General features: G+C 59.9%; 27 protein-coding genes and 1 pseudogene. 17 read left to right on the forward strand and 11 right to left on the reverse strand.

Annotated features, from left to right (window positions below):
* Nucleotides 1-2 precede the first annotated feature (2 nt).
* From pilM to HKD32_RS12145, 14 genes are read left to right on the forward strand one after another with little or no spacing between them, the layout of a single operon-like run.
* Nucleotides 3-479 carry a type IV pilus biogenesis protein PilM gene (gene pilM, locus HKD32_RS12080; RefSeq protein WP_194258087.1) on the forward strand — a complete coding sequence of 159 codons (477 nt, stop codon included), beginning with the start codon at nt 3-5 and terminating at the stop codon, nt 477-479.
* Nucleotides 476-1,261, forward strand: coding sequence for a shufflon system plasmid conjugative transfer pilus tip adhesin PilV (pilV, locus tag HKD32_RS12085; RefSeq protein WP_194258088.1), 786 nt, complete (start codon nt 476-478; stop codon nt 1,259-1,261). Before pilM ends, pilV begins: the two co-directional genes overlap by 4 nt.
* Nucleotides 1,258-1,776, forward strand: a complete 519-nt coding sequence (locus HKD32_RS12090; RefSeq protein ID WP_194258089.1) for a hypothetical protein — start codon at nt 1,258-1,260, stop codon at nt 1,774-1,776. The genes pilV and HKD32_RS12090 overlap by 4 nt, the downstream gene beginning before the upstream one ends.
* Nucleotides 1,773-2,564: a DUF1796 family putative cysteine peptidase gene (locus HKD32_RS12095; RefSeq protein ID WP_194258090.1), complete on the forward strand. Its 792-nt coding sequence runs from the start codon at nt 1,773-1,775 to the stop codon at nt 2,562-2,564. Before HKD32_RS12090 ends, HKD32_RS12095 begins: the two co-directional genes overlap by 4 nt.
* Complete coding sequence (locus tag HKD32_RS12100; RefSeq protein WP_156474404.1) at nt 2,561-3,268, forward strand: transglycosylase SLT domain-containing protein; 708 nt, start codon at nt 2,561-2,563, stop codon at nt 3,266-3,268. Before HKD32_RS12095 ends, HKD32_RS12100 begins: the two co-directional genes overlap by 4 nt.
* A gap of 5 nt (nt 3,269-3,273) precedes the next feature.
* Nucleotides 3,274-3,711, forward strand: a complete 438-nt coding sequence (locus HKD32_RS12105; protein WP_194258091.1) for a DotD/TraH family lipoprotein — start codon at nt 3,274-3,276, stop codon at nt 3,709-3,711.
* The gene (locus HKD32_RS12110; protein ID WP_194258092.1) at nt 3,704-4,639 is read left to right on the forward strand and encodes a type IV secretion system DotC family protein; all 936 of its coding nucleotides are present in this window, start codon (nt 3,704-3,706) and stop codon (nt 4,637-4,639) included. The genes HKD32_RS12105 and HKD32_RS12110 overlap by 8 nt, the downstream gene beginning before the upstream one ends.
* Nucleotides 4,639-5,772, forward strand: a complete 1,134-nt coding sequence (locus HKD32_RS12115) for a secretion/conjugation apparatus DotM-related subunit (protein ID WP_194258093.1) — start codon at nt 4,639-4,641, stop codon at nt 5,770-5,772. The genes HKD32_RS12110 and HKD32_RS12115 overlap by 1 nt, the downstream gene beginning before the upstream one ends.
* Nucleotides 5,769-6,131, forward strand: coding sequence for a hypothetical protein (locus HKD32_RS12120; RefSeq protein WP_228119007.1), 363 nt, complete (start codon nt 5,769-5,771; stop codon nt 6,129-6,131). Before HKD32_RS12115 ends, HKD32_RS12120 begins: the two co-directional genes overlap by 4 nt.
* A gap of 2 nt (nt 6,132-6,133) precedes the next feature.
* Complete coding sequence (locus tag HKD32_RS12125) at nt 6,134-7,243, forward strand: type IV pilus twitching motility protein PilT (RefSeq protein ID WP_228119008.1); 1,110 nt, start codon at nt 6,134-6,136, stop codon at nt 7,241-7,243.
* A complete protein-coding gene (gene icmT / locus HKD32_RS12130; protein ID WP_194258096.1) occupies nt 7,243-7,491 on the forward strand; it encodes an IcmT/TraK family protein in 249 nt (82 codons plus the stop codon). The genes HKD32_RS12125 and icmT overlap by 1 nt, the downstream gene beginning before the upstream one ends.
* Nucleotides 7,488-7,859: a hypothetical protein gene (locus HKD32_RS12135; RefSeq protein WP_062105790.1), complete on the forward strand. Its 372-nt coding sequence runs from the start codon at nt 7,488-7,490 to the stop codon at nt 7,857-7,859. Before icmT ends, HKD32_RS12135 begins: the two co-directional genes overlap by 4 nt.
* 59 nt (nt 7,860-7,918) lie before the next feature.
* Complete coding sequence (locus HKD32_RS12140; protein ID WP_194258097.1) at nt 7,919-8,299, forward strand: hypothetical protein; 381 nt, start codon at nt 7,919-7,921, stop codon at nt 8,297-8,299.
* 2 nt (nt 8,300-8,301) lie between these two features.
* On the forward strand, nt 8,302-10,551 hold the full coding sequence (locus tag HKD32_RS12145) for a type IV secretory system conjugative DNA transfer family protein (RefSeq protein ID WP_194258098.1): 2,250 nt from the start codon (nt 8,302-8,304) through the stop codon (nt 10,549-10,551).
* Between the two features lie 41 nt (nt 10,552-10,592).
* Here the strand turns inward: HKD32_RS12145 and mobF are convergent, their stop codons facing one another.
* The 4 genes from mobF to HKD32_RS12165 all read right to left on the reverse strand — a co-directional run bounded on the left by mobF (nt 10,593) and on the right by HKD32_RS12165 (nt 14,820).
* A complete protein-coding gene (mobF, locus tag HKD32_RS12150) occupies nt 10,593-13,796 on the reverse strand; it encodes a MobF family relaxase (RefSeq protein WP_194258099.1) in 3,204 nt (1,067 codons plus the stop codon).
* Nucleotides 13,793-14,071, reverse strand: coding sequence for a hypothetical protein (locus HKD32_RS12155; RefSeq protein WP_194258100.1), 279 nt, complete (start codon nt 14,069-14,071; stop codon nt 13,793-13,795). Before HKD32_RS12155 ends, mobF begins: the two co-directional genes overlap by 4 nt.
* Nucleotides 14,072-14,152: 81 nt before the next feature.
* On the reverse strand, nt 14,153-14,566 hold the full coding sequence (locus tag HKD32_RS12160; RefSeq protein WP_062015121.1) for a hypothetical protein: 414 nt from the start codon (nt 14,564-14,566) through the stop codon (nt 14,153-14,155).
* Between the two features lie 2 nt (nt 14,567-14,568).
* Nucleotides 14,569-14,820: a type II toxin-antitoxin system prevent-host-death family antitoxin gene (locus HKD32_RS12165; protein WP_194258101.1), complete on the reverse strand. Its 252-nt coding sequence runs from the start codon at nt 14,818-14,820 to the stop codon at nt 14,569-14,571.
* Nucleotides 14,821-15,134: 314 nt separating this feature from the next.
* Here HKD32_RS12165 and HKD32_RS12170 point away from each other — a divergent pair, with 314 nt between their 5' ends.
* The 3 genes from HKD32_RS12170 to HKD32_RS12180 all read left to right on the forward strand — a co-directional run bounded on the left by HKD32_RS12170 (nt 15,135) and on the right by HKD32_RS12180 (nt 17,551).
* Nucleotides 15,135-16,037, forward strand: coding sequence for a hypothetical protein (locus HKD32_RS12170; RefSeq protein WP_194258102.1), 903 nt, complete (start codon nt 15,135-15,137; stop codon nt 16,035-16,037).
* 87 nt (nt 16,038-16,124) lie between these two features.
* Nucleotides 16,125-16,907: a hypothetical protein gene (locus tag HKD32_RS12175; protein ID WP_194258103.1), complete on the forward strand. Its 783-nt coding sequence runs from the start codon at nt 16,125-16,127 to the stop codon at nt 16,905-16,907.
* On the forward strand, nt 16,904-17,551 hold the full coding sequence (locus tag HKD32_RS12180) for a hypothetical protein (protein WP_228119009.1): 648 nt from the start codon (nt 16,904-16,906) through the stop codon (nt 17,549-17,551). The genes HKD32_RS12175 and HKD32_RS12180 overlap by 4 nt, the downstream gene beginning before the upstream one ends.
* Nucleotides 17,552-17,712: 161 nt before the next feature.
* Here the strand turns inward: HKD32_RS12180 and HKD32_RS12185 are convergent, their stop codons facing one another.
* The 7 genes and pseudogenes from HKD32_RS12185 to ssb all read right to left on the reverse strand — a co-directional run.
* The gene (locus HKD32_RS12185; protein WP_062015134.1) at nt 17,713-17,934 is read right to left on the reverse strand and encodes a hypothetical protein; all 222 of its coding nucleotides are present in this window, start codon (nt 17,932-17,934) and stop codon (nt 17,713-17,715) included.
* Between the two features lie 92 nt (nt 17,935-18,026).
* Nucleotides 18,027-18,683 (reverse strand): hypothetical protein, encoded by a 657-nt coding sequence (locus tag HKD32_RS12190; RefSeq protein WP_062106976.1) that lies wholly within the window; start codon nt 18,681-18,683, stop codon nt 18,027-18,029.
* 447 nt (nt 18,684-19,130) lie between these two features.
* The gene (locus HKD32_RS12195; RefSeq protein ID WP_194258104.1) at nt 19,131-19,292 is read right to left on the reverse strand and encodes a hypothetical protein; all 162 of its coding nucleotides are present in this window, start codon (nt 19,290-19,292) and stop codon (nt 19,131-19,133) included.
* A 48-nt stretch (nt 19,293-19,340) separates the two neighbouring features.
* Nucleotides 19,341-19,517, reverse strand: coding sequence for a hypothetical protein (locus tag HKD32_RS12200; RefSeq protein ID WP_194258105.1), 177 nt, complete (start codon nt 19,515-19,517; stop codon nt 19,341-19,343).
* A gap of 155 nt (nt 19,518-19,672) precedes the next feature.
* The gene (locus tag HKD32_RS15455; protein WP_273498567.1) at nt 19,673-19,807 is read right to left on the reverse strand and encodes a hypothetical protein; all 135 of its coding nucleotides are present in this window, start codon (nt 19,805-19,807) and stop codon (nt 19,673-19,675) included.
* On the reverse strand, nt 19,797-20,069 hold the full coding sequence (locus tag HKD32_RS12205; RefSeq protein WP_194258106.1) for a hypothetical protein: 273 nt from the start codon (nt 20,067-20,069) through the stop codon (nt 19,797-19,799). The genes HKD32_RS15455 and HKD32_RS12205 overlap by 11 nt, the downstream gene beginning before the upstream one ends.
* 132 nt (nt 20,070-20,201) lie before the next feature.
* Nucleotides 20,202-20,579, reverse strand: a pseudogene (ssb, locus tag HKD32_RS12210) (single-stranded DNA-binding protein); the annotation flags it as partial.
* Nucleotides 20,580-20,916 lie beyond the last annotated feature (337 nt).

Genomic DNA, 20,916 nt, shown 5'->3' on the forward strand with positions numbered 1-20,916 from the left:
GTATGGCCTACGTCTTTCTGGCATTGGCTCTGGTGATCATGGCCGCAAGTTCAATGGATGGCCTTCGGGTCATCCAACGACAGAATCTGCCGTCCCCCCTGGTGTCAACGACCGAGACTGCGCAGGCCTGGCTTGCCTACAAAGCGGCCCTGCTTCTCTACCTCGAAAACCATCCGGCAACCCGATCCTCCGTGCCTCTGAGCGCCTTGACGCTTGGCAGTAACGCCGCCCTGGTTGCAGCCGCACAGAACAGCATTATGGGGACGGGCCAGTCAGTATCGGTCATCGCGTGGATGCCGATGGAAGCCGCAGATATATCGCGGGCAATCCTGCTCGCGAATGGCGATCTTTCCCTTGGAACAGCGCGAAGCGGGCACTGGTTCACCCCAGCCTCGGGTGACATGGGAGCCCTTCCGGTCGCAGTGCCAGATGGCGACGCCGTTTCCTACATCAGCCTGAGCGGCACGGGATATCAATGAACACAATCGTCGCACTGATGATCGCTACGGTGATCGGTATCATGATCCTGCCGCGCTATTACGCCATGGTCGAGAATGGCACGCGTCAGGGTAGTCTTGCCGTGACCGCCGGACAGTTTCAGGATCTCATCCGGGCAGCCGGACAATATGAAAACGCGCACACCAGCGAGCTGACGGCTGCTGTTCCGGTTGGCGGAACCACGCAGATTGCACTGTCAACGCTCATCAGCGAACACGACCTTCCGCCTGCGTTCACGGCGACAAACCCGGACGGACAGATCTGGAGTGTTTACATCCAGCAGCCGACCTCTGGTGTGCTGAGTGCCGTCATCGAAAGCAGTGGCGGTACGTCCTATATTCCAAAGGACGAAGTCTCTGTCGCGTCTATGACGGGGCATCAGGGTGGCTTTGTTCCCTATGATGGCATGCTTGGTGGACTGACGGCCGACACGGCTTACGGCGCAAGCGGAACCTGGCGTTTCAATATGGCGGGCCTCCCCAACCCTGGCCCCGGGCATCTTGTCGGTCTGGTCTCTGCCGGTGCGGGGTCATCGGACGCTGGCGTGACGACGAACGACTACCTGTATCGCACCGCCGTGGCTGGGCACCCAGAGCTCAACACGATGCGAACCCCGCTGGATATGGGCGGCAACAGCATCAATAACGCCAATGATGTCAACGCAACGCGCGGCGTGTTCGCAGGAGGCAATCCGAACGGCGGCTATGGCGGGGTGAAGGTGGCCTCGGCGTTGGGACAGGCGGAAATGTCAGCACCTATGTGAACAATCAGGGATATGTCAGCATCGGCGACCGCCTCGAAGTTCAGAACTCGGTGCGTGTGATGCAGAACGGCTGTGCCTTCAACGTCGGCAATGCGTGTTTCTATGGCGACAATGACAATCTGGCCATCCGGGCACCTGGAGCAGCCTATGTGCAGCATGCCGACGGCAGCGCGGCCGATCTTGGAGCGGGGAATGTTTCAGCCACCACTGTTCGGCTGGGAACCGATAATGGCAATGCGTGGCCAGGAAACGGGTGCAGTCCGAACGGCGCGTTAGCGACCAAAAATGATAACTCTGGACTGCTTCTGGTGTGTCAAAGCGGTGTCTGGCGTGCACCACAGGCCCAGATCTCAGGTTATGTGCCGACCACAACAAATGGTTTTGCCGGCTACAACCGGACGAACAGCATCACGGGCGGTTACAGCTGCCCTGCCGGCACAGAAGACCTCGGGATCGAGACCATCTGGTACGGCAATTATGGATACTCAACCCTTCATCTGTGCAGCGCCCAATGAGCGACGCCCTCACGCTGCCCAAGACCGTGATCACGCCCGACGTTTCGGGCGTGAAGAGCGGAACGTATGACTTTACGCCGGAACTCTTCATGTCCTTGCGCACAACCCTGCGTCGATACAAGCATCGACGTTCCTCCAAGATGCCTAATTATGGCGTCAGAACGATTGGGGGGCATCGAGTCAAGCATGTGATTCCTCTTGGAACACACTGTCTGCCAGCAACCATTCTCCGGAACGCCGACCTGCGCACGGGCGCACTGCCCTTCGACTGGGTCCATGCAACCCCCGGAATGATCCGGCACTGTCTTGAAACCGATTTTGCGGACTTTCTCCCAAAACCGGGCGAAAACGGTCATGCTGCCTTCCGTGATCGCTTCGGGGTGAAGGACATGTTCCCGCATAAGGATCCGCAGACCCCTGAAGATCGCAGATACTATACGCGGTGCATTGACCGGCACCGGCGTTTGATGAAATCCAGGAGCGGCAAGCTCTTTGTCATGGTCTCCCGGCCTTCCAATCCCATTGGCTGGCATTTCAGGGAGCTGGTTGACCTGATCAGCCGCCTCACGCCCAACGCCGAGCTTCTGGCAATTCAGCTTCTCCCGCAGCGCGATAATGGTGAAAGCGTGGGACTTGAACTGTCTCAGGAACAGAATGGATCACGCCTGTATGACTTCAGGCCCGTGTCCGACGAGAGCGCTCTTGGCTATTTCCCTGACGTTCTCGACGAACTCATGATCCTGCGGCTGATTTACCAGTATCACCTGCATCCGGTCGCTCTCCCATGACAGCGCTTCCGCCCTGTGCCGCACTGGCCGCCCACGCCTATAGCGTGCCTATCGCCTCCATTGAGCGGGTCGTAGATCATGCGTCGGGACCCGGCCTTGGTGTCATGAAAATTGACCCTCGCTGGTTGCCAATCCTCCAGCGCGCCGGATTTGATCCTGAAGAGGTCCGATCCGACGCCTGCATGAATATTGCGGCCGGAGCATGGATCCTTGCATGGGCCGGCACAGCCCGTTCGTTGCCTGAAGTTCGAGAACGGGACCAGCCGGCGTCACCTCCTGCCACGGGTTTTACGGGGTCTCTCGGGGCCTGCATCACCCATGCAGCCAGACAGTATCATCTGCCCGAACTCCTCTACCGGGCTATTTTACTCACTGAGGGTGGTCGGGTCGGACATATCAGCCGGAACCTGAACGGAAGTTATGACATGGGGCCTGCCCAGGTGAACTCGATGCACCTGCCAGAACTCGCCCGCATGGGGATCACACGAGACCAGATCATTAATGATGGCTGCCTGAACATCCACATCGGTGCCTGGGTTCTGGCCGGCGCACTTGGGGGGCACACCCCTGACAACGCCGCAGAATTCTGGAGGCGGGTCGGCAATTACAACTCCAGTACGCCCAAGTACAACGTGGCTTATCAACGTAAGGTCTGGAAAAACGTGCAGCTTGCTGCGCACTCACAAACGTCTCCTCCATCATAGACGACATGTGGCACGTCCCTCTTCGCCGACCCTTCGGCCTTCCCTTTCTGCTGCTGTCAGGCCTCTGTGCCTGCAGCGAACAGACCCCGCCGCCTGTGCATCCCTACGATCAGGACATGAATCATATTCTGTCCGCACTCGACCAGATTGGTGCCGTCCGTTTTCCTCTGGTACGGGCGGGCTCTGTTCTTCCGGCCGAGATGAACCGACCTGTCAGCTGGAATTGGCAAGGACCTCTCGATGAGGGTGTCCGGCTGATCGCCACACGGATCGGCTATCAGACCGACATCCCGCCGCGCGCCGCGCCGCCGATCATAGAAGTGGATCAGAAGACGACCACGTTCGGGCGCCTGCTGGACGAAATGGCGGCCGCGTCAGCGGGTCATGCCGACATCTGGGTTGATATCCCCCACCACGTCATAAGGATTACCTGGAATGCGTAAGCCTCGGCATTCTACCTTTCGGACGGCCCTTCTTGCGGCATCGCTCTGTGGGTTCACCGCCCATGCACGCGCAGAACCCCCTCAGGATCTTCCTGTCCCGGAGATACCCGACGGCAACCCGGAAGCAGGCAATGCAATCGACACGCCTATCACCGGGGCAGCGGAAGCCCCGGATATTCCTGACGTGGACAGGCCGTCGTCGCTCGAAGCGATGATGGCCGTGCGCCCCGGCTATTCCCCGAAACAGGAAAGCGGGAACGGGCGCGACAGTGCTGTCCGCAGTGCGGCTTGGGCCTATGGCGCCCAAGGCGGGCGGGCCGCAGAATCCTACGCAATCAATGAGCTCCTGCGCCGATATTCCCATGTTCTGGACCAGAAAGTGGATTTCCGCACTCTGGTGCTCCCAGCCGGGAACGGTCAGACCCTTATCCGACCACCCGTGGTCACAGAAGCGCAAATGGCAGTCGCTCTCGATCCAAGTGGCCAGACTGCCCGGGAGACAGGTACGATCTACCAGATTACACGACGCGCTCAGCTTGTAACGGCCGTGCCGCAATGGCGCACATGGCTTGTACGCACTGTTTCACCCCCTTCCCCACCAGCCGACGCGGTCCGCCCACGCACGCCACATGAAGTTGAGGTCTGGAGAACCGGGGTGGCTTATGGCTGGGCAGCCGGACAACGGCAGGCGGTCGAGATCTTTCTCGATGACCTGTCGCGCATGGAACGCGATGTCATGGGCATGGGCCGTTACAGGGTTCTGTTAAGAGCCGGAAAAGTGGCAGCCCCGGAGGTCTCTCAGCTGCACCGCGACGTTCAGGGTGGCGCCGATCTGATGCGTCTCGATGACCGGGAACTTCGCATCCGCAGTCAACCCGGTCTCGATGCGAACCGCGCCCATTGGCACGTTTCAGAGGGAGGCCAGTAATGCCAGTTAACCCGGCTCCCAACACGCGATCCCACGATCCCGAGCGCATTGCCAGTCTGCTGATCGGCGTCTGCGTTGGAATTGCTCTGTTTTCGTTCCTGCTCTGGTTGAAGTTCCACACCCAGATCGTCGAAGTCGTCCTGTTCGTGCAGGGCTACGAGCTGCGGCTGATTGGACTCTTCACGCACCGTTATGACGCGGTCCTCGTCAATCTTGGGGAGGCCATCCCTGAGCGTGTCTCTGCATCGACCCTCTGGGCGCTTTGCACGCTGACGGGGTCGGTTCTCCGGTGGCCGGCTCTTGTCCTGCTCGTCATTCTTGCGGGTCTGTGCCTGACCCGCGCGCCTTTGGAGCGTCATCGCAAGCGGTTCGGCCTTGAAGGACTGCAGAAAGCACTCGCGGAGATCCATCCATTGGGCGCAGCGTGGCTTGGCAAGGGGTTAAAGCTGGTGCGACCCTCGCCTCCCGAAGTGCCCTTAGCGCCTCTCGATCCGGCGCTTAATCTCGATGAGTGGCGCGCACGATATGTGCGAGGCGACTCACCCGCCGAGCTGCGCGAGGCCACTCTTCAGGCGCTGGAGGCGCAACTTGGTCGTCCCTGGCGCGGGCCCCTGGAGGCGTCGGTCGCTGAAAAATGCCTGTTCGTCGCTTTCTCGTTCTTCATCCAACGCCGAAAAGATGAGGCACAGAGTGTCCTGGAGAACCTCTCTGTGCAGATGAAAGGCACTTTGAAAGACGGAGCGCCATCAAACTTCGCGAAAGTGTCGAAATCCTTTGTGGCTACCCTTGATAAGCAGCTGAAGAAGGAGAGCTTCCGCTCGACGCTGAAGATCGCTGAGCAACATGCCTTTACGCGACCAGCACTCCTGTCGCTTCTCCAGGAGGCACGCCTCAAAGCCGGCGTCGTCAACCCAGGGCTTTTCGCGGCCATCCAGTTTCTGGACCGCGACCTCTGGCTCGTTCTCTCCGCAGCGTCCTATCCGCGTGACGGACTCCCACCTTATGTCATGGCGATTTCCTCCTGCCCGGAAGCGGCAGCAGCGCTGGCACACTGGAAAGCAGAGTGCCTTGCCGGACGCCCTCTGACGACACCCCAGATCTCCAGCCTTCTCAAGACCTTCGGCAGACCATGACTGATTCTGTAATTTTTAGCCTTATGCCTGATTTCATCCGTGCGCGCATTGCGGCTTACACCCTCCGGGACTGGGTCGCAGAGCATTATGCCGTACCAGCCCTTCAGCTCGATCGTGCGATGACGCTGACGCTTGTTCAGCTCGACCATGTGGCGTCTCGCAAAACTTATTACGGGTATGACGTAAGCCGCGCGCCGTCTTCTCTCTTAGAGCCGATCTCGGGGTACATGGAGGCACTGCATCAGAAGCACGGTCCACGAGAGCAAAGCGACGGCTTTCCAAAGGCTCTCGTGAGGACCCATCAACAGGTCATCCACGAATTCGAGACACTGAACCGTCTGGGAAACAAAGCACGGTGAGCATGTTCTGGCCTCACGACGGTGAAGCTTTGCGGGGTAATACGCTGGATCAGTTCCTGATCTGGTGTTCCGAAGCCGAATGCTCCCGGGTCGAAATCCAGTCGGACATGCCTGTCATGGTGCGTTTGCATGGTGAAAATCATCAGGTAACGCGCGATGCCAGTCTGCCGGGTGAAGTCGAGGACGCCGTCAACTACATCTTTCGCTCCGCGACGGGAGTGACCAACCTCAAAAACGGCGATCCGATCGATGTCGGGCATACAATCTGGCCTGATCGCAAAAAAAGACGTTACCCCTTTCGCCTGAATGCACTCAGTTCTCAGGTCGGTGCGGATTCAGGCATTTCGGTGACCTTCCGACCCCTGGTTGATATCCCGCGCCCCTTAGAGGATCAGCAGGTCGAGCCTCAACTGCTGGACGCGCTGCATGGAGAAAAGGGCATTTTCCTGATCTGCGGCGCCACGGCCTCGGGGAAATCAACGCTGATTGGCGGCATCAACAGGGCCCGGCTTGAAGACCCGGATATCCACTGCAACCTGATCGAAGCGTCAGCCCCCCTTGAGATCCTCTATGATCGCATCGAACGTCGTAACTCAACAGTCACGCAGCTCGAAATTCCGCGTAACCTTAGGAGTTTTGCCGAATTTGTCCGCGCGTGCATGCGTCGGGAACCAACCGACATCGTCGTGGGCGAGTGCCGCGATCCCCAGACCATGGAAGCGTCGATCCAGGCCGGGATCTCTGGCCATCGCCTCCTGAGCTCTCTTCATACGAACAGCTGCTCTTCCACTGTCCGACGTGTTCAGGCGCTCTGCCCCGCTGATCAGCGGGACAGCCTGACAATTTCGTTCGTCGAGAACCTCCGTCTCCTGGTGAACCAGAGGCTGCTGAAGTCGACCGACGGCAAGAGGACACCCATTCGGGAGTTCCTGCCTGTGACCCGCGCCATTCGCACCCGCCTGCTGGATGCACCCCGGGATCGCTGGCCGAACATCACGCAGACAGCCATCGAGGAACACGGACAGACTTTCGCTCAATCCATCGCTGCGGCTGTGAAACAGGGCAGAATCACAGAAGCCGTCGCCGCCGCTGCCATGAAGGAAGAAAACTGATGTGGCGCTTTACCGCGGACCCGGTCCGTCTTCTCATTATCGACGCCCGTGCGCTTGCACCATTTGCTCTGTGGATCGCTCACATGCGCGAATGGACGTTTATCCTCGCCATAATCGGGGTCCTGTTCTTCAGCGTGCTGGCATGGCTTGGCCTGACGCTACCCGTGGCCGTGCGGATGTTCCGGGTCATTCTGTGCGGTCCCATTCGCCCTCGTCTCCCCTCCTGGAAAAAGCGTGATTACGCATGAGCGATCTTGACGACCTGGTGCGTTGCTGCACGGCGCTGATTGAAACACAGGGTTACCGCTTCGAGACCGGCATTCCAGGTGTGGGCGTTCTGCCTGCGTGGCGCGTGACCCAGACAAACGTGTTTCTTCCGGTACTGCTCAGGCTCGCAGAAGAGTTCTGGCGATCAGAAACAAAAGGGGCGGGCTTCGGCCTCAGGCTTGAGCCCGACACACTCAGTGTGACGGGCTACACACTCACCGGGCTCTATCATGTGCCACTGTCGATTGCCCTTCTGGCGCTTAACGCTGTTCTCAGAGCCGTCGCCGATCCCGAAGGATGCATCAGTATTGAAGCCCTGACGGCTTATACCCACACCGTCACCGGCTGATCCGCACTCACAAACGCCTGTCAGATACTGCACAGGCGTCTAACTTGCTGAGGTCCGCGATGATCATTTCTGTTCCGTCTGACACACAGTCCCTTTCCATTCGTCGTGAAGGCGACCGGACCATCATCTTTCTCGAGCAGGGCCCGTTTTCAGAGGGACCTGACAATCCCTCTCTCCTCCGGGCAGAAGAGAGTGCCACTAAACGGCAGCCGCAGCGAACCAGAAAGGTACCGCTTCCACTGATCGCAAGCGTCTGTCTGATTGTCGTCGGTGCGTCCCTCGGCCACTGGCTGCTGTCACCTGCAAAAAGCAATGGCCCACATACAGCAGAAACAGGGCAGATGCCGCTACTCCGCGCGCCCGAACCAGCCACACGGCGCTACATACCAGCCGCGCCCGAAGCCGCCCCGGTACCGAACAACGCATTTGGGTTGGAGTAATCATGGCGACGATCAGACGCCGCATAGACGGTCCGCAAGATTTCCATGAGCAGAAAGGCGGCCTGGCATTCCGCGATACCCGCAGCGTACCCCAACAGATCGGGGAAATCCTGCGATCGGGGTTTTCGTCTATCGGGCTTGTGGCAATGGCCGGCGTATCTGTCTCCGTTCCAGCACTGACAACTGCCATTGTACCGCTGGCCGTCGCCTATGCCGGCTATGTCCTGACCCGGCCGGTGACGTTACCTCTTCGTTTGCCGGCCAACGCGAAGGGAAAGGACTACGGCAATCCTCAGCCCGACCCAAAACGACCTGGCGTCGAAATCCCGGGGAAGCCTTCTGGAGACTGGCTGATAGGCTGGGATGAAGTCACCGCCCAACAGGTCTGGCTGTCCGGCAATGACATGACAATGCATGCCATTCTGCCCGGCTCAACCGGGTCCGGCAAAACGCAGTTCATTTACAGTCTTCTGTGCAATGCCCTGGCACAGGGCGGCGGGTTTACGATTGTCGACGGCAAGGCCTCGAACAACCTTGCCTTCTCCGTTGCAGCCATGGCGAGACGGTGGGGCCGAGAGGCAGACCTGCGCTTCATCAATATGATGGTGTCAGCCGGCGACAGAAAAACCAACACCTGGAACCCCTTCTCCTCTGTCAACGCTGAGGGCATGACCGAGCTTCTGCTCACGCTCTTTCTTCCAGAAGACAAGAAAGGCGGAGGGGGTAACTCCGCGCATTTCCGCGACAGGGCCGAAGCGCTTATTCGCGGCATGTCCTATGTCTTCGTCTGGGTCCGGGACAACCTTGGCATTCCGATCATGTCCGAGACGATCCGCACGATGTTCTCTGACATCGTGAAGCTGCGCGATCTCTACCAGGATCAGATCTTCACCTACTATGATGCAGACGCAGCCGAGACGCGCACAGTCAAACTGCCGCCCGAGTTTGACCGGACCCTGCTGAACCCGGTCCGCGACTACGTGACGGAGACGGGTGGCTTCTCGAACACCAAAAGCGTGGGAGACCAGGACAAGGTTCGCGAGCAGCATTCCTATGTGGTGGGCGGTTTCGGCAAAACCTTTACCCAGATGAGTTCCACGCTCGGACATATCTTCCGGTGCAATATCGGTGATGTGGACTTCCGGGACGTCATTTTCAATCGGCGCATCCTGGTCGTTCTTCTCCCCTCGCTCGAAAACCACCCGGACACCAATGCCGCCCTGGGCAAGGCGGTCATCACGGCGCTGCGTTACGCGCTGGCGGCAGCACTCGGCACCTCGATCGAGGGCGACTATGAGGACCGCGTGGTGAATCGCGCGTCGTCCTCCACGGTGCCCTATCCTCTGGTTCTGGACGAAGTCGGCCAGTTCGCGACACGCGGGATCGACGCGATGATGGCGTTGGGTCGAGAGCTGAACATTTCCCTGCTGATCTCGTTTCAGGAGGTCGGCACTCTCTACGCCACGCTCGGTAAGGATTTGACCGTTCCGCTTCTCGGCAATCCCAAGCTGAAGATCTTTGAAAATATCGAGGACTCTGGTCCAACCCGGGAGTGGATCGAACAGTCAGGTGGAACGATGCCTGTCAGCGTCCTCCCCGGCTTCGACAGTTCCAACCCTCTGGGCGTCTATGCGGACCAGCAACGTGCAGACATCCGGGACGTCAAGCGGATCTCCTGGAGCGATGTGCAGAACCTCCGACAGGGGCAGGCCATCATTCTCTTCCGGGGAAAGCGCATCTACACGCGACTGTTCTATGCCGGTATCAAGCCAGAGGGCGTGAACAGGGTGTTCCCCACAGTTTCAGCGGCTCCCGCTCTTGAAGCCCCTGTCTCGGAGGAACCGGCCACGGAAGCAGATGACGTGGCTCGGCGTCTTCAGGAAGGGTGCGATCGGATCGAAAAGGGCGATCTCCGGCCGCTGACCGGAGTTCTGGGAGATCTTTATCAGCGGCTCGGCGTCATTCTCAACACGGAAGGCAGACCCCTGCAGGACGCCCAGGAACTCCTGACCCTTCTTTTTCCGGACGAGACTTCGGCAGAAGACAAACCTTTTGCCAAGCTGTTTGAGACCCTCGTTCCTCCGTCCGCTCAGCTGCCCCGCACGACGGAGCCACTTCATCCGGATCTGGACGAAGCACTCCGAAGCGAACTGGTGACGTTCGAGACGGCGCTTGGACTGGATGAGCGGGCGGCCGTCGAGGCCGTCACGCATGCTCTGAATCTCTATGCACGTGGCAAAGAACTCGCATAGGACCTGAGGCGGCATGTCCCGTGCCGCCTCCTTCTTCAAGCCTACATCCCCCGTCCTGTGCCACGAACCCGCGTGCGATCACGCTCCCGCTCTTCTGCCTGTGCGGCCGCGCGAGCTTGCTGCAGCCTGTCTTCGGCCTGTTGTGTCCTCCGACGTTCCTGCAGATCTTCAACCCGCCGCGCCGCATTCAGGGCGTCCTGCGCGGCATAGCCGGCCTTGCGCAGCTTGCGACTGACATCATCCCACTGCGCGCGCGGGACATCCCGGATCGGGGCTTCCTCAACCTGACGACGCACCTGACCGCCCGGTGACTGCCCCTTCTGCCGGGTCCGCTCATTGACGTGGTTCTGCCGGATCCAGCGCGTATTGGCTTCTTCGTGCGCAAGACGGGCTTTTGCCAGATCCACGGCCAGGGACTTGTAGGGATGACGCCCCATGTCAGATGCCAGACGGTCATACAGATCGTTGACCGTCACCGGCCGGATATCACCCAGAGCCCGCGAAAACGTCTCGGCCTCCCGGAGGGATCCTTCCGACACGGCCGTCCAGCAGCGATGGACATGCCGGCTTTCGGCAACGTAGGAGGTAAAACCTGTCATGGCCGAAGATCCACGCGGCATCGCGTTGATATGCTCATCGGACGTCACACCCTGTGCCGCATCGACCGTCATGGCATGACCAAAGCCAAGACGGACGCGTCCGGTCTTCGGGTCGGCCAGCCGGGTCCAGGGTACGAGCCCTTCCCGTCCCTTCGCATTCTGTAACACCAGCCCCTCATCGGACCAGCCTTTGACGGTCGTGAAGTCGCCATTCGAACCCAGATCACGCCAGCGACGCCCATGCGCGGTCTCCATCCGGACGCTGGTTTTCGCAAACAATCGAACCCTGTCTCCTACTGCGAGAGGCAGCTCATACGTGACGCCACGCTGATCGATGGCGGCCTTGACGATCTCCGCCTGCCCGATCTCGCCGCGCTTGCGCAGCCGGTCGCGGACGGCACGGCTGAGATCCATGACGTCTTCGTTGGTCGGCGCAGACATGGTGATGCCCCGCTCCGATCCGGCCTGCGTCAGCATGTCGCGGCGTCGAAGATACAGGTCAGCGATCTGCTCGACGACCTGCTCATGGTCACCCCCCACAAGTCGGATCGTGCCGTCCTTGCGCTTCATGTCGATGGCTTCACGCGCCCGGGCAATATCGGCTTTCTTCTGCTCGTCCTCGGTCTGGCTCAGATCGCGTCCAGGACTGCGAAACATGCTGGCAATCTGCCGACCACGCGCGGACTTCTGGCGGATCGTGCTCAACAGCTCCGGACGCGCCTCTTTGGGCATAACCCGCAAAAGCAGTTCCACAGCGTCGCCGGCCTCGATCGCCTGGGCCTGTTCCCGGTCGCCCACCACCCGAAGGGCAAAGCCCTTTTCCTGCTGAAGCTGGAGGATCTCAAGCAGCTGACGCGGGGAAACCTGACTGACTTCATCAAGGACAAGAACCGACTGCCGATCGAGGACAATCTTTCCCTGCGCCAGACCGTCCAGAAGGGGAGTCATCGCGTAGGTCTGGGAAATGCCTGCATCCTTCAGCGCATCGGCCTGACGCCAGGCAATGGCCGCGCCAATAACGGTGCGGCCATCCTCCTGCCAGGCATCGACCAGAGGCTTCAGCAGCGTCGTTTTACCGGAGCCGGCGACACCAATCAGGAAACCCAGACCACCCGCCTGACCCAGCGCATTGATGGCCGCAAGCTGCGCGGCGCCGTGTGCTGGCTCGCGCGTAAAGTCGAGACCCGACCGGGCGACCGCTGCGGCGATCTGCTCGTCACTGAGCGCACCGTCCCGCGTCCGCGCCGACAGGCCGGCAAGACGGGCCATGTCCTTTTCGAGGGCGATCTGGGCGCTTGTCGCGACCCGGAGGCGGCCGTCCTGCTCGCGCTCCAGAAAGCGGACCTGTTGGCCGTCGATCTCAATGCCACGCTCCTGGATCATATCGGCAACCCGCTCCACGTCCTCCATCCCTTCAATGCCAGCCGCAATGAGACCGTGCGCGGCATGCGTCCGGAAGGCATCCCGGTCGATGACAGCGGCCGTGCGAAATTCGTCAGCCAGCATTTTGGCCGCGATCCCGTAAGCCTTCTCGAAACGCTCCTTCTGGGACAGTAGAACTGTCTTCTCATCGGTCAGAACCGTGTCATGGTGCCAGCCGATCTCATCGGCTTCTTCCCGCCAGATGTCCCGCTCATTGCGTCCGGTATATTTGTTCGACCGGTAGGTCAGATTGGCCTGATGCAGGATCTTGAACTTCTGCTCGGCACTCATGGCCTTCCAGTCACCGCCCTGCCGCTTGACGAAGGCTTTGGCCATGCGCTCGGCCTGCTTGCTCCGCTTTGAAAACAGCTCGCGGGCTTCTTCGGGAATGCCGTTCAGAACGACGGCCTTACCGCGAGCATCCACGTCCACCCGGATACCCAGCTTGCGAAGCTCGGAGGCAAGCTCGGCCTGGAAGTATCCGCCAAACATATGCGACGTCATCCCGGTCACGCGCTTGCTGTCCAGAGACCCGAGGTGCCCGCTCTCCGTGGCGACCGCGTTGAACATGATATTATGGATATGCGCCTGTGGATCCCCCGGCACCAGAACTTCCACCGCCGCCGTGGGGCCTTGTGCGCCATCCTGGATCTTCATGACCGGTCGTGCCGTGTAATGACGGAACGAGACCCAGCCAACATCCCCGCCTTCGTTGTACGAGACGCCCCCCTTTCCACGTCGTGCAATCCCGATCTCCTTGGCGATGAACGCCATGGCACGGTCATTCGCCTGATGGATGGCGGACCAGATAAGGGCCTGCTCGGCTTTCGTGGAAGCAAACTCTGCCGCAAGGGTGACGCTCTTGTCCGGGGCGGCCGTGAAATCAATCCCGGAAATCTCCCGGTTCGCATGAGCCCCTGCCCATTTCTCCCCCGTGTCAGCGCGCTTGCCCTCGAACAGACGTGCGAGGGCTTCATCGGTCGGGCGCGTCGTCACATCAATGCCGAGCTGACTGGCAATCCGTTCGCTCATATCAGGGGCCCAACTTCCGCGGGCATCGCGTCCGGTGTAATAGGAGTTCAGGCGATCACCGGATTCAAACTGGCTCTTCTCGCCGTTCCGCTCGAACCGGGCATCCTTTTCCGGCTCCAGCTGATGCTCGCGCAGATAGGCGACGATGAGCTTCCCGGCCCCGGCCGCAGAAAGCTTGCGGTAAGTGATCATGCCTGCTCGGCCGCATCGCCGCTCCCGCGCTCAAGCCTCGCAACCTGTTCGCAGAGCTGCTCCAGGACACTGCCCTGGCGGTCCAATGCGTTCGCCATGCGAACCATGACCTCGTGCAGGCCCTCTCCCTCCTGTGGCGTATCAGGCGGGCTGACCAGCTGATGGATCTGGGCAAGCATTTCCCCGAACTGGTTAAGACGGGTCATGACAAGCAGTTCAAACTGGCTCTGCCCCTTGAGAGGGTGAGGCAGCGTAAAGTCTTCGACGTCAGACACGGATGGTCAGCTCCTTCTTACTGAAAGAGGCATTCTCCCATCCTGTATTGTGAGTGCGGGTGGCGGGGTCAGCAGACCGCGTCAGGGATGGCGGGCCACACGCTTTGCCTGCGGGAACAAGCCGCGAAACTGCTCCAGAACCGTCCGCATGAACGCCTTGCTGAACTGCCCTGTCACGGCAGACTGCCGGAGGTAGTACGACCCCTTGACCGGATCGAGATTGTACTCATCCAGCATGAGCCATTGGCTACGGTTCTGATCGAGGGCAGCACGCGCCTTCTCTGTTGCCGGGATCTCAATGGCCTCCCGTCCCTCCGCTGGCTTCTGCGTTGTGAGAGGCAGCAGTAGGACATAGTCCTGACCATCCCGACCAACGAACAGCACGGCTACGGCGACTGGCCGGTCCTTGCGCCCCTCTGTCTCGCCCTGTGCATCCTGCCAGTGCCACAGATATGGGTAGTGCAGAACCGTACCGGGCTCGAACACGGCGCTCATGGTCAACGCTGGTCCGGAGACAGAAACGCATCAATGGCCTGCGTGACATCTTCTGCCAGATCGGCGGGCATGTCGGCCGTTGCTCCAGACACGCGGCGGTCGTGCTGCGACTGTCTGAGCGCCTCGTACTGCTCGACACTCAACACCACCAGACGGGGCTTTCCGCGCTGGCTGATGGCGATCGGTCCCTGGAGCGCGCTGGCGATAATGTCTCCCGATTTCCGGGACAGATCACTGGTGGAAAAGGTACGCATGGTCGGGCTCTCGTCTCGGCTGGACATACATCATTGCTGTCTTTGACATTATATACAGCACTTACAGCACTACGAAAAGCACCCTCTCAAGAGCATCGAAGAGCGCCCCCTGATCCGGTTGCCTGGTGGTCCCGCAGGGACCGCACCCGAAAGGGTGCATTTGTATATGGAAAAAGAAAAACTCTGTAGCTTTCTTGTAGTCGTTGGTAGTCGATGCGTAGCTCCTACGTAGTCGATTGTAGTCGTTTGATAGTCGTGTTAGGGTGCCCCTGAGAGATGCGCAGCAGCCGCACAACGGCCACGGGAGGCACCACATGGCAGCGACAGGTATCGGGATCAGCGGGGCCATTGGCGCGCTTGAAAACGTGTCTGGAGCGATGTCGCTGCGCGTGTGGATGGAAGCGAACCGCGAAGAGCTACTGCGGGCATGGAACGGGCGTCGTTTGAACTGGCAGGCCCTGTGCGCATGGTTCAAAGACGTTGGGTTAACCAATGCTGATGGGCAGGCACCGACTGTACGATGTGCCAAAATGACGTGGTATCGGGCAGGCAAGACATTGGCTGCCCGAAAGGACCGTGCAGTGGCAGAGGCGAACGGTCCTTCTCGTGACCAAGCGGTTCGCAGGACTGTCGCGCCGACAGATAAAGTGCGGTCTGGCCCCTCTGATGAAGAGATCCTTGCCCTCATGGCTGAAGCCGATAACGAAGAGCGCCTCAACAGGGAGCGTCGTGAGCGGATCGCAGGCTATGAGGCACAACGCAGAACCATGGCGGAGTCCAACGGGGGTGGCGTTCAGTCAGAGGCCCCCGTCGAGGCCACCCAGTCCGAGCCTGCACCTTTAGAAACCGCCACCCGCCCCCGGGTCAAAATTGGCCAGATCGCGAACCATGTGACGATGCTCAAGCAGGCTCCCCGTTATGGTGCAGACAGGGACAAGCCACTCCCGCCGCCTTATGTCGGCCCTCGGCCTGATGGAATGCCGGAATATCTGCCGCTCGATGCCCTCATGCCTCTCGATGCGACGGGGCGTCAGCCCGATGGTCGCATCGACTATGAGGCGCTACCGGGACTGCCACGACGCTCGTTTTTTGAAAGAGATCGAGACTGGGCAAAAGCCTGCATTCCGATGGTGGAGGCTGTCCCTCATGAAGATCGATCACTGATCCTTAGAGGATTACTGATGCGTGCGCGTGATCTGATGAAAACTCTATACTAGCCACCTGCCCGCACTCACAAACGGTGTCCGCATACTGAAGGTCTCTCCTCACTGAGTTGGAGAAGGCATTGAAAGTAAGGACCTGTCATGAGTGAAAAGCCTACCCCCGCCAAATCACCCCGCACGCCTGTTGCCGCGGTCAAAGCAGGTCGCGGAAATCTTGGAGGATCCACGGCCGAGGCGGCGCTTGCGGAACGCGCCATCATGCAAGGGCGCTCACCCCTGCTTGCAGATGGCGACGCTCGCAATCCCGGGCTCTCGGCGTTCAAATCTATCTATGAGCGTTTTGGTCTCACGCGTCCCAAGAACGAGGATGCAGGGGTCCTGAGAGAGTGGTTCTCCGAGGCGTTCGGGACAGCGGCCGAGCAGAAAAAATCGCTTCTTGTCGATGTCGGTGGTGGCGACCGAACACTTGAACTCTGGGCAAAAGAGGAAGGAATCATCTCTCTGGCAGAGAGTATTGGTCTAGACGTCACCGGACTGTTCATGTGCGGCCCCCAGCCCGGAGATCTCGACTACATCAAACGCCTTTGGGAAAGCGAACTTTTCCGCCCCAAAAGAGCCCTGCTGGTATTCAACGACTGGACGGTCCCAGCTGGACACGACCCGGATCGTGCTTTTGGTCGTCTCATCGAGGATCCACTTTTCGAACAGATGCAAGGTTGCGAGGTCCGCTATCTGAGGATCCCGAAGCTGAGCGTTCTTCCTGCGATTATCGAGAGTGGGCTCTCCTTCCAGCAGGTCATGGAGAGTGCGCCGCGCCCCTGCGGAACGCCGTTCGACGTTTTGCGTCGTGCACAGGTCAAGCGCTGGTTTGACCTGATCGAAAGCAACATCGTCGCCGAAAAGGTTGAAAGCTGGCTCCCATGAGTGATGCTGACACGCCTCTTTCCGCCCTGCACGCTTTGCAGGACGCGGGTCGCCTGATGGAGGAAGCGGCCCGACTGGAAGGGATGGACCAGTATTCTCCATTCGGGAAATGGGTTTCCGCAACCCGAGCCACCATGGACGCTTTTGCGCGGCTCGCTCTGTCGTGCGCCTCTGAAATGCAGAATTTCAGAGGAGAGGCCCGCGATATTATCGAGATGGCCAAGCAGGAAAAAAACACTCTGCGGGACCAGTTTATCGAAAGTCGTCGACAGGTCGAAAAACTGGGGGAAGTCGCGGAACGGAATGTCGAGAAACAGGAACTGTTTCGAGACCGGGAATTGCAGGCTACCCTTGGTCGGATCGTCTCCGGCGTGACCTCGGAGCTGCGCAAGGAAGTTTTCGACCAGTTGCGGACGGAAATTCCGACGCATGAGCGCCAGTTTTACAAGGAAGCGCGATGGCGCGCGTACGTGCGGATGACACTGGCCGGTGCGGTCCTCATTGGCCTCGGCTTTGCCTCTGGCTACACGTATGACGGCTATGCGGCGCGGGTCGGCCGTTATTGCGAAGAACATCAGGCGTTCGACACGAAGGGCGCATCGTGGTGTCAGATCGTCCCGCCGCCGATCCTGCCGAAGTCCTGAGCGGGCTCTTACGCACCGGCTTCAGGGCGAAGCCCTGACGCACCATACTTCACAGCCGCGCCTGCGCGGTTGTGTCCATTTTGGCGCGGTCTGACCGGACAACAAAAAAGGCGGTTCCCAGGGGAGCCGCCTTTTGCGTGTGTGGACCTGGCCGAGGCCGATCAGGCGAGGCCGTTCGACGCGGCCCGGATCTCGTCAGGGGTGGCACCAGCGGCGCGCGCCTCTTCTGCGGCCTTCTCGATGCTGGAATCAAAGCGGGTATTTTCCAGAAAGGTCATAAGGGCGTCCGCAAGGGCGAAGCCACGCGCAAGGTGCTCCAACCTCCTCAGGGGAAGGCTCTTGGCGCTGGCGTCGGGGACATAGGGGGCGAGTGCGTGAGACATGGGACAGGCTCCACGACCGGGCGGGGCCGGTCGCTCTTCGATGTGCAGAGGGACAGGAAGAGGCCGCGCCCTGTGGGCGCGGCGGGCTTGCCTTAGAAGCCCATGGCGTCGGCCTGAACGGCGGCGACGTCACGGGAGAGGCTGCGGCCATTGTCGCGGGTGTAAGGCTTCCAAGCCTGACCCATGAGTTCCTCATAGGCGGCACATGCGCCGGAAGCGACGCAGGAGAGCGCGTAAGCCTTCGCGCCGTTTTCGGCAGCGATACGGCGCAAGCCGTCCACGCGGTTTTCTCCACCGTCCACGCCCATGCGGTCTTCGTCGCGGTCGCCATTGGCGTAGCTGTCGGCTGCATCCTTGGCGACCATGCGGCGGGTTTCATAGAAGTTCGCGGCGCCATAGGCGGACCGGATGAGACCATCCACCACGCGGTCAAGGTGCATCCGCAGACCGTTGAAATTCTGCTCGCCCCGGATATAGGTCACGAGGATGGGAAACATCAGCTCGTATTGCTCGCGCACCATGTTGGACCCTGCCCCGGTCAGTTCGTCAACGTCACCGGCCTCGACACCGAACGCCAGCACGATTTTTGCCATCTGGTCTTCAGACGGAACGAGGCGGAGAATGTCTGCCAGACCCGGAGAGGCAAGAGCCTTGGTGCGGCGTTGGGCTTCACTGAAGCGACGGACAGCAGCGGGGGAGTAGTTGCCCTGAGAAGCGTTCTGGGACATTGTGCTGGATGCGTCGGACATGAAATGTACCTTTCTAGTCTAGCGAAGTCCCGTTCGGTAGTACCAATACCGTTCGGGGCGCTTTGTCTTGAGGGCCAATCCCTCTCGACAAGTAAAAGATAGCCTTTCCGGCCTTTCCTGACAAGAGAAAAAGCACAGAAAACCGCCATAAAACGCGCTTTATTTTTGCATGACAAGTAAAAAGATTGCTTGATTACTTTATGAATACCTGTCGTTTTCCTAGACCCATCCTGCCCGTGCGGCGAGCACATTGACGGCGACGAGAGTGGAACGACAGTGGCGTTTTCCTGAGCCCATCCTGCCACCGGCCAAGACGGTCGACGGGACAGGCCGTCAAGCCCGGAGCGTCCTGAGCAAGGGTGTCAGGCCTGCGGCTGATGCGGGGTCGCGTGCGGCCCTGCAGCAGACGCGGGCCTGACACCTGAAGCCGAGGGTCGCGCAGTGGCTTTACGGACTGGCACGGCGACTGTCAGACTGAACGCTGGATGCGAGGACGCTGTCGTGGAACGGCCCTCCCGGGCGGTCCTTCAGGACCGTTCGGGAGGGACGAGGAGCCGTCTCACGGTCGAACTTGCCAGACCAGGACCGTCCGTTCAGGGAAAAGAACACGGGTGAACCGTTACCCGGACGGCCCGCCCCGATCCTTCTTCTGTTTTTCTACTTACGGCCCAGATCTTTGCCGGAAGAATCCCGCGTCAGGAAGAAGGCCACAAACCCGACGGCAAGCACCAGCAGACCTCCCCGGGTTGGATGCAGGAAGCCCTGCCAGATCAGGAGAAGAACGGCTGCCTGAATACTCAGTGCACCAATACGGATTATGGTTTGTCGTGACATGGGCGCAGTCTAGCTTTTCCACTGTCCTGGCGCAGCCCCCCTGTGGGGGGCGAGCACTGGGGGCAATACACTTCGCGCCGACGAGGCGCGCCCGCATGACTAAACCGGGCGAGCGGACAAAAAAAAGCGGCCCGGAGGCCGCCTGTCTTTCTGCATCAGGAAGGACTGTGCCGCTTCTGTCTCGGGGTCGAAGCGGGTAGCAACCGGCTCGCAATCCAGCCGAAAAAGGCGCAGCCGCCAGCAAACGCGGCGAGCATCATCAGCAGGTTTGGGAAGAACTCATTCATCATGTTCGGTCTCCGTTGGCGTGACCTCGTTGTTCGGAATATAGCCCAGAAGCGTCCACGCGGCAATTTCAAAAGCGGCAGCGGCGAGCGCGGCTGCCAGACGCTGCCACATAGGGACGGCCACTCCTGTGAAGAGCGGAGCCACGATCCCCGCCCCGAGGATTGCCAACGCAAGGCTCTGGCAGCCGCTTGCGAAAAGCTTCACGCGTTCGGTTGTATGCTGCGTTGAAGTGGGAGGTCTGGGAGGCAGCGTCGGCAGCATCATGGAAAAGTCTCTTCGGTGGTCATAGCGCCGGTTCCTGTAAGGAGCGTAAACGGGGACGGTCCTTTGGCAGGACCGTGCGGTGAACTGAGTACCTTAGAATGGCGCCTGATCGTCCAGTTCCTCATCCGATTGGCCCCAGCCGCCTCCTTCGCTTGCGCGGTTGCTGTCGATCAGCACCAGTTCACCTCTGAAACGGTCAACGACGACCTCTGTGGTGTAGTGCTCCTGACCGCCCTGATCGGTCCATTTGCGGGTACGGAGTTCGCCTTCGATATAGACCTTGCGGCCTTTGCGGAGGAAGCGCTCCGCCACGTCACCAGCCCGCTCATTGAAGATAACGACCCGGTGCCATTCGGTGCGCTCACGACGCTCCCCGCTCTGGCGGTCGTTCCAAGTATCAGACGTGGCGAGTGTAAAGCTCACGATCTTGGAGCCGGACTGCGTATGGCGGACTTCGGGGTCTTTACCAAGGTTACCAACGAGAATGACTTTGTTAACGGAACCGGCCATGAGAACCTCCAAGAATTAAGGAACGTATCAACTGGACTGTTTCGGCGTTATTGCCTCCGTCCATGAATAGATATTAGGTTTTTACTTACTCGCGGTCAACGAAAAACCGCAGAAAACCGCCGTTTCCAAGAAAATAAAGCCTCTGAAATTGGCTATTTACTTGTTGAATACTGAACGGGTATTTGATGTTTTCCTAGACCCATCCTGCCTGTGCGGCGAGCACACTGACGGCGACGAAAGAGGAATGGAGGTGGCGTTTTCCTGAGCCCATCCTGCCACCGGCCAAGACGGGCGACGGGACAGGCCGTCAAGCCCGGAGCGTCCTGAGCAAGGGGAC

Origin of the sequence: Gluconobacter japonicus (assembly GCF_015244665.1) — a bacterium.
Classification (GTDB): Bacteria; Pseudomonadota; Alphaproteobacteria; order Acetobacterales; family Acetobacteraceae; genus Gluconobacter; species Gluconobacter japonicus.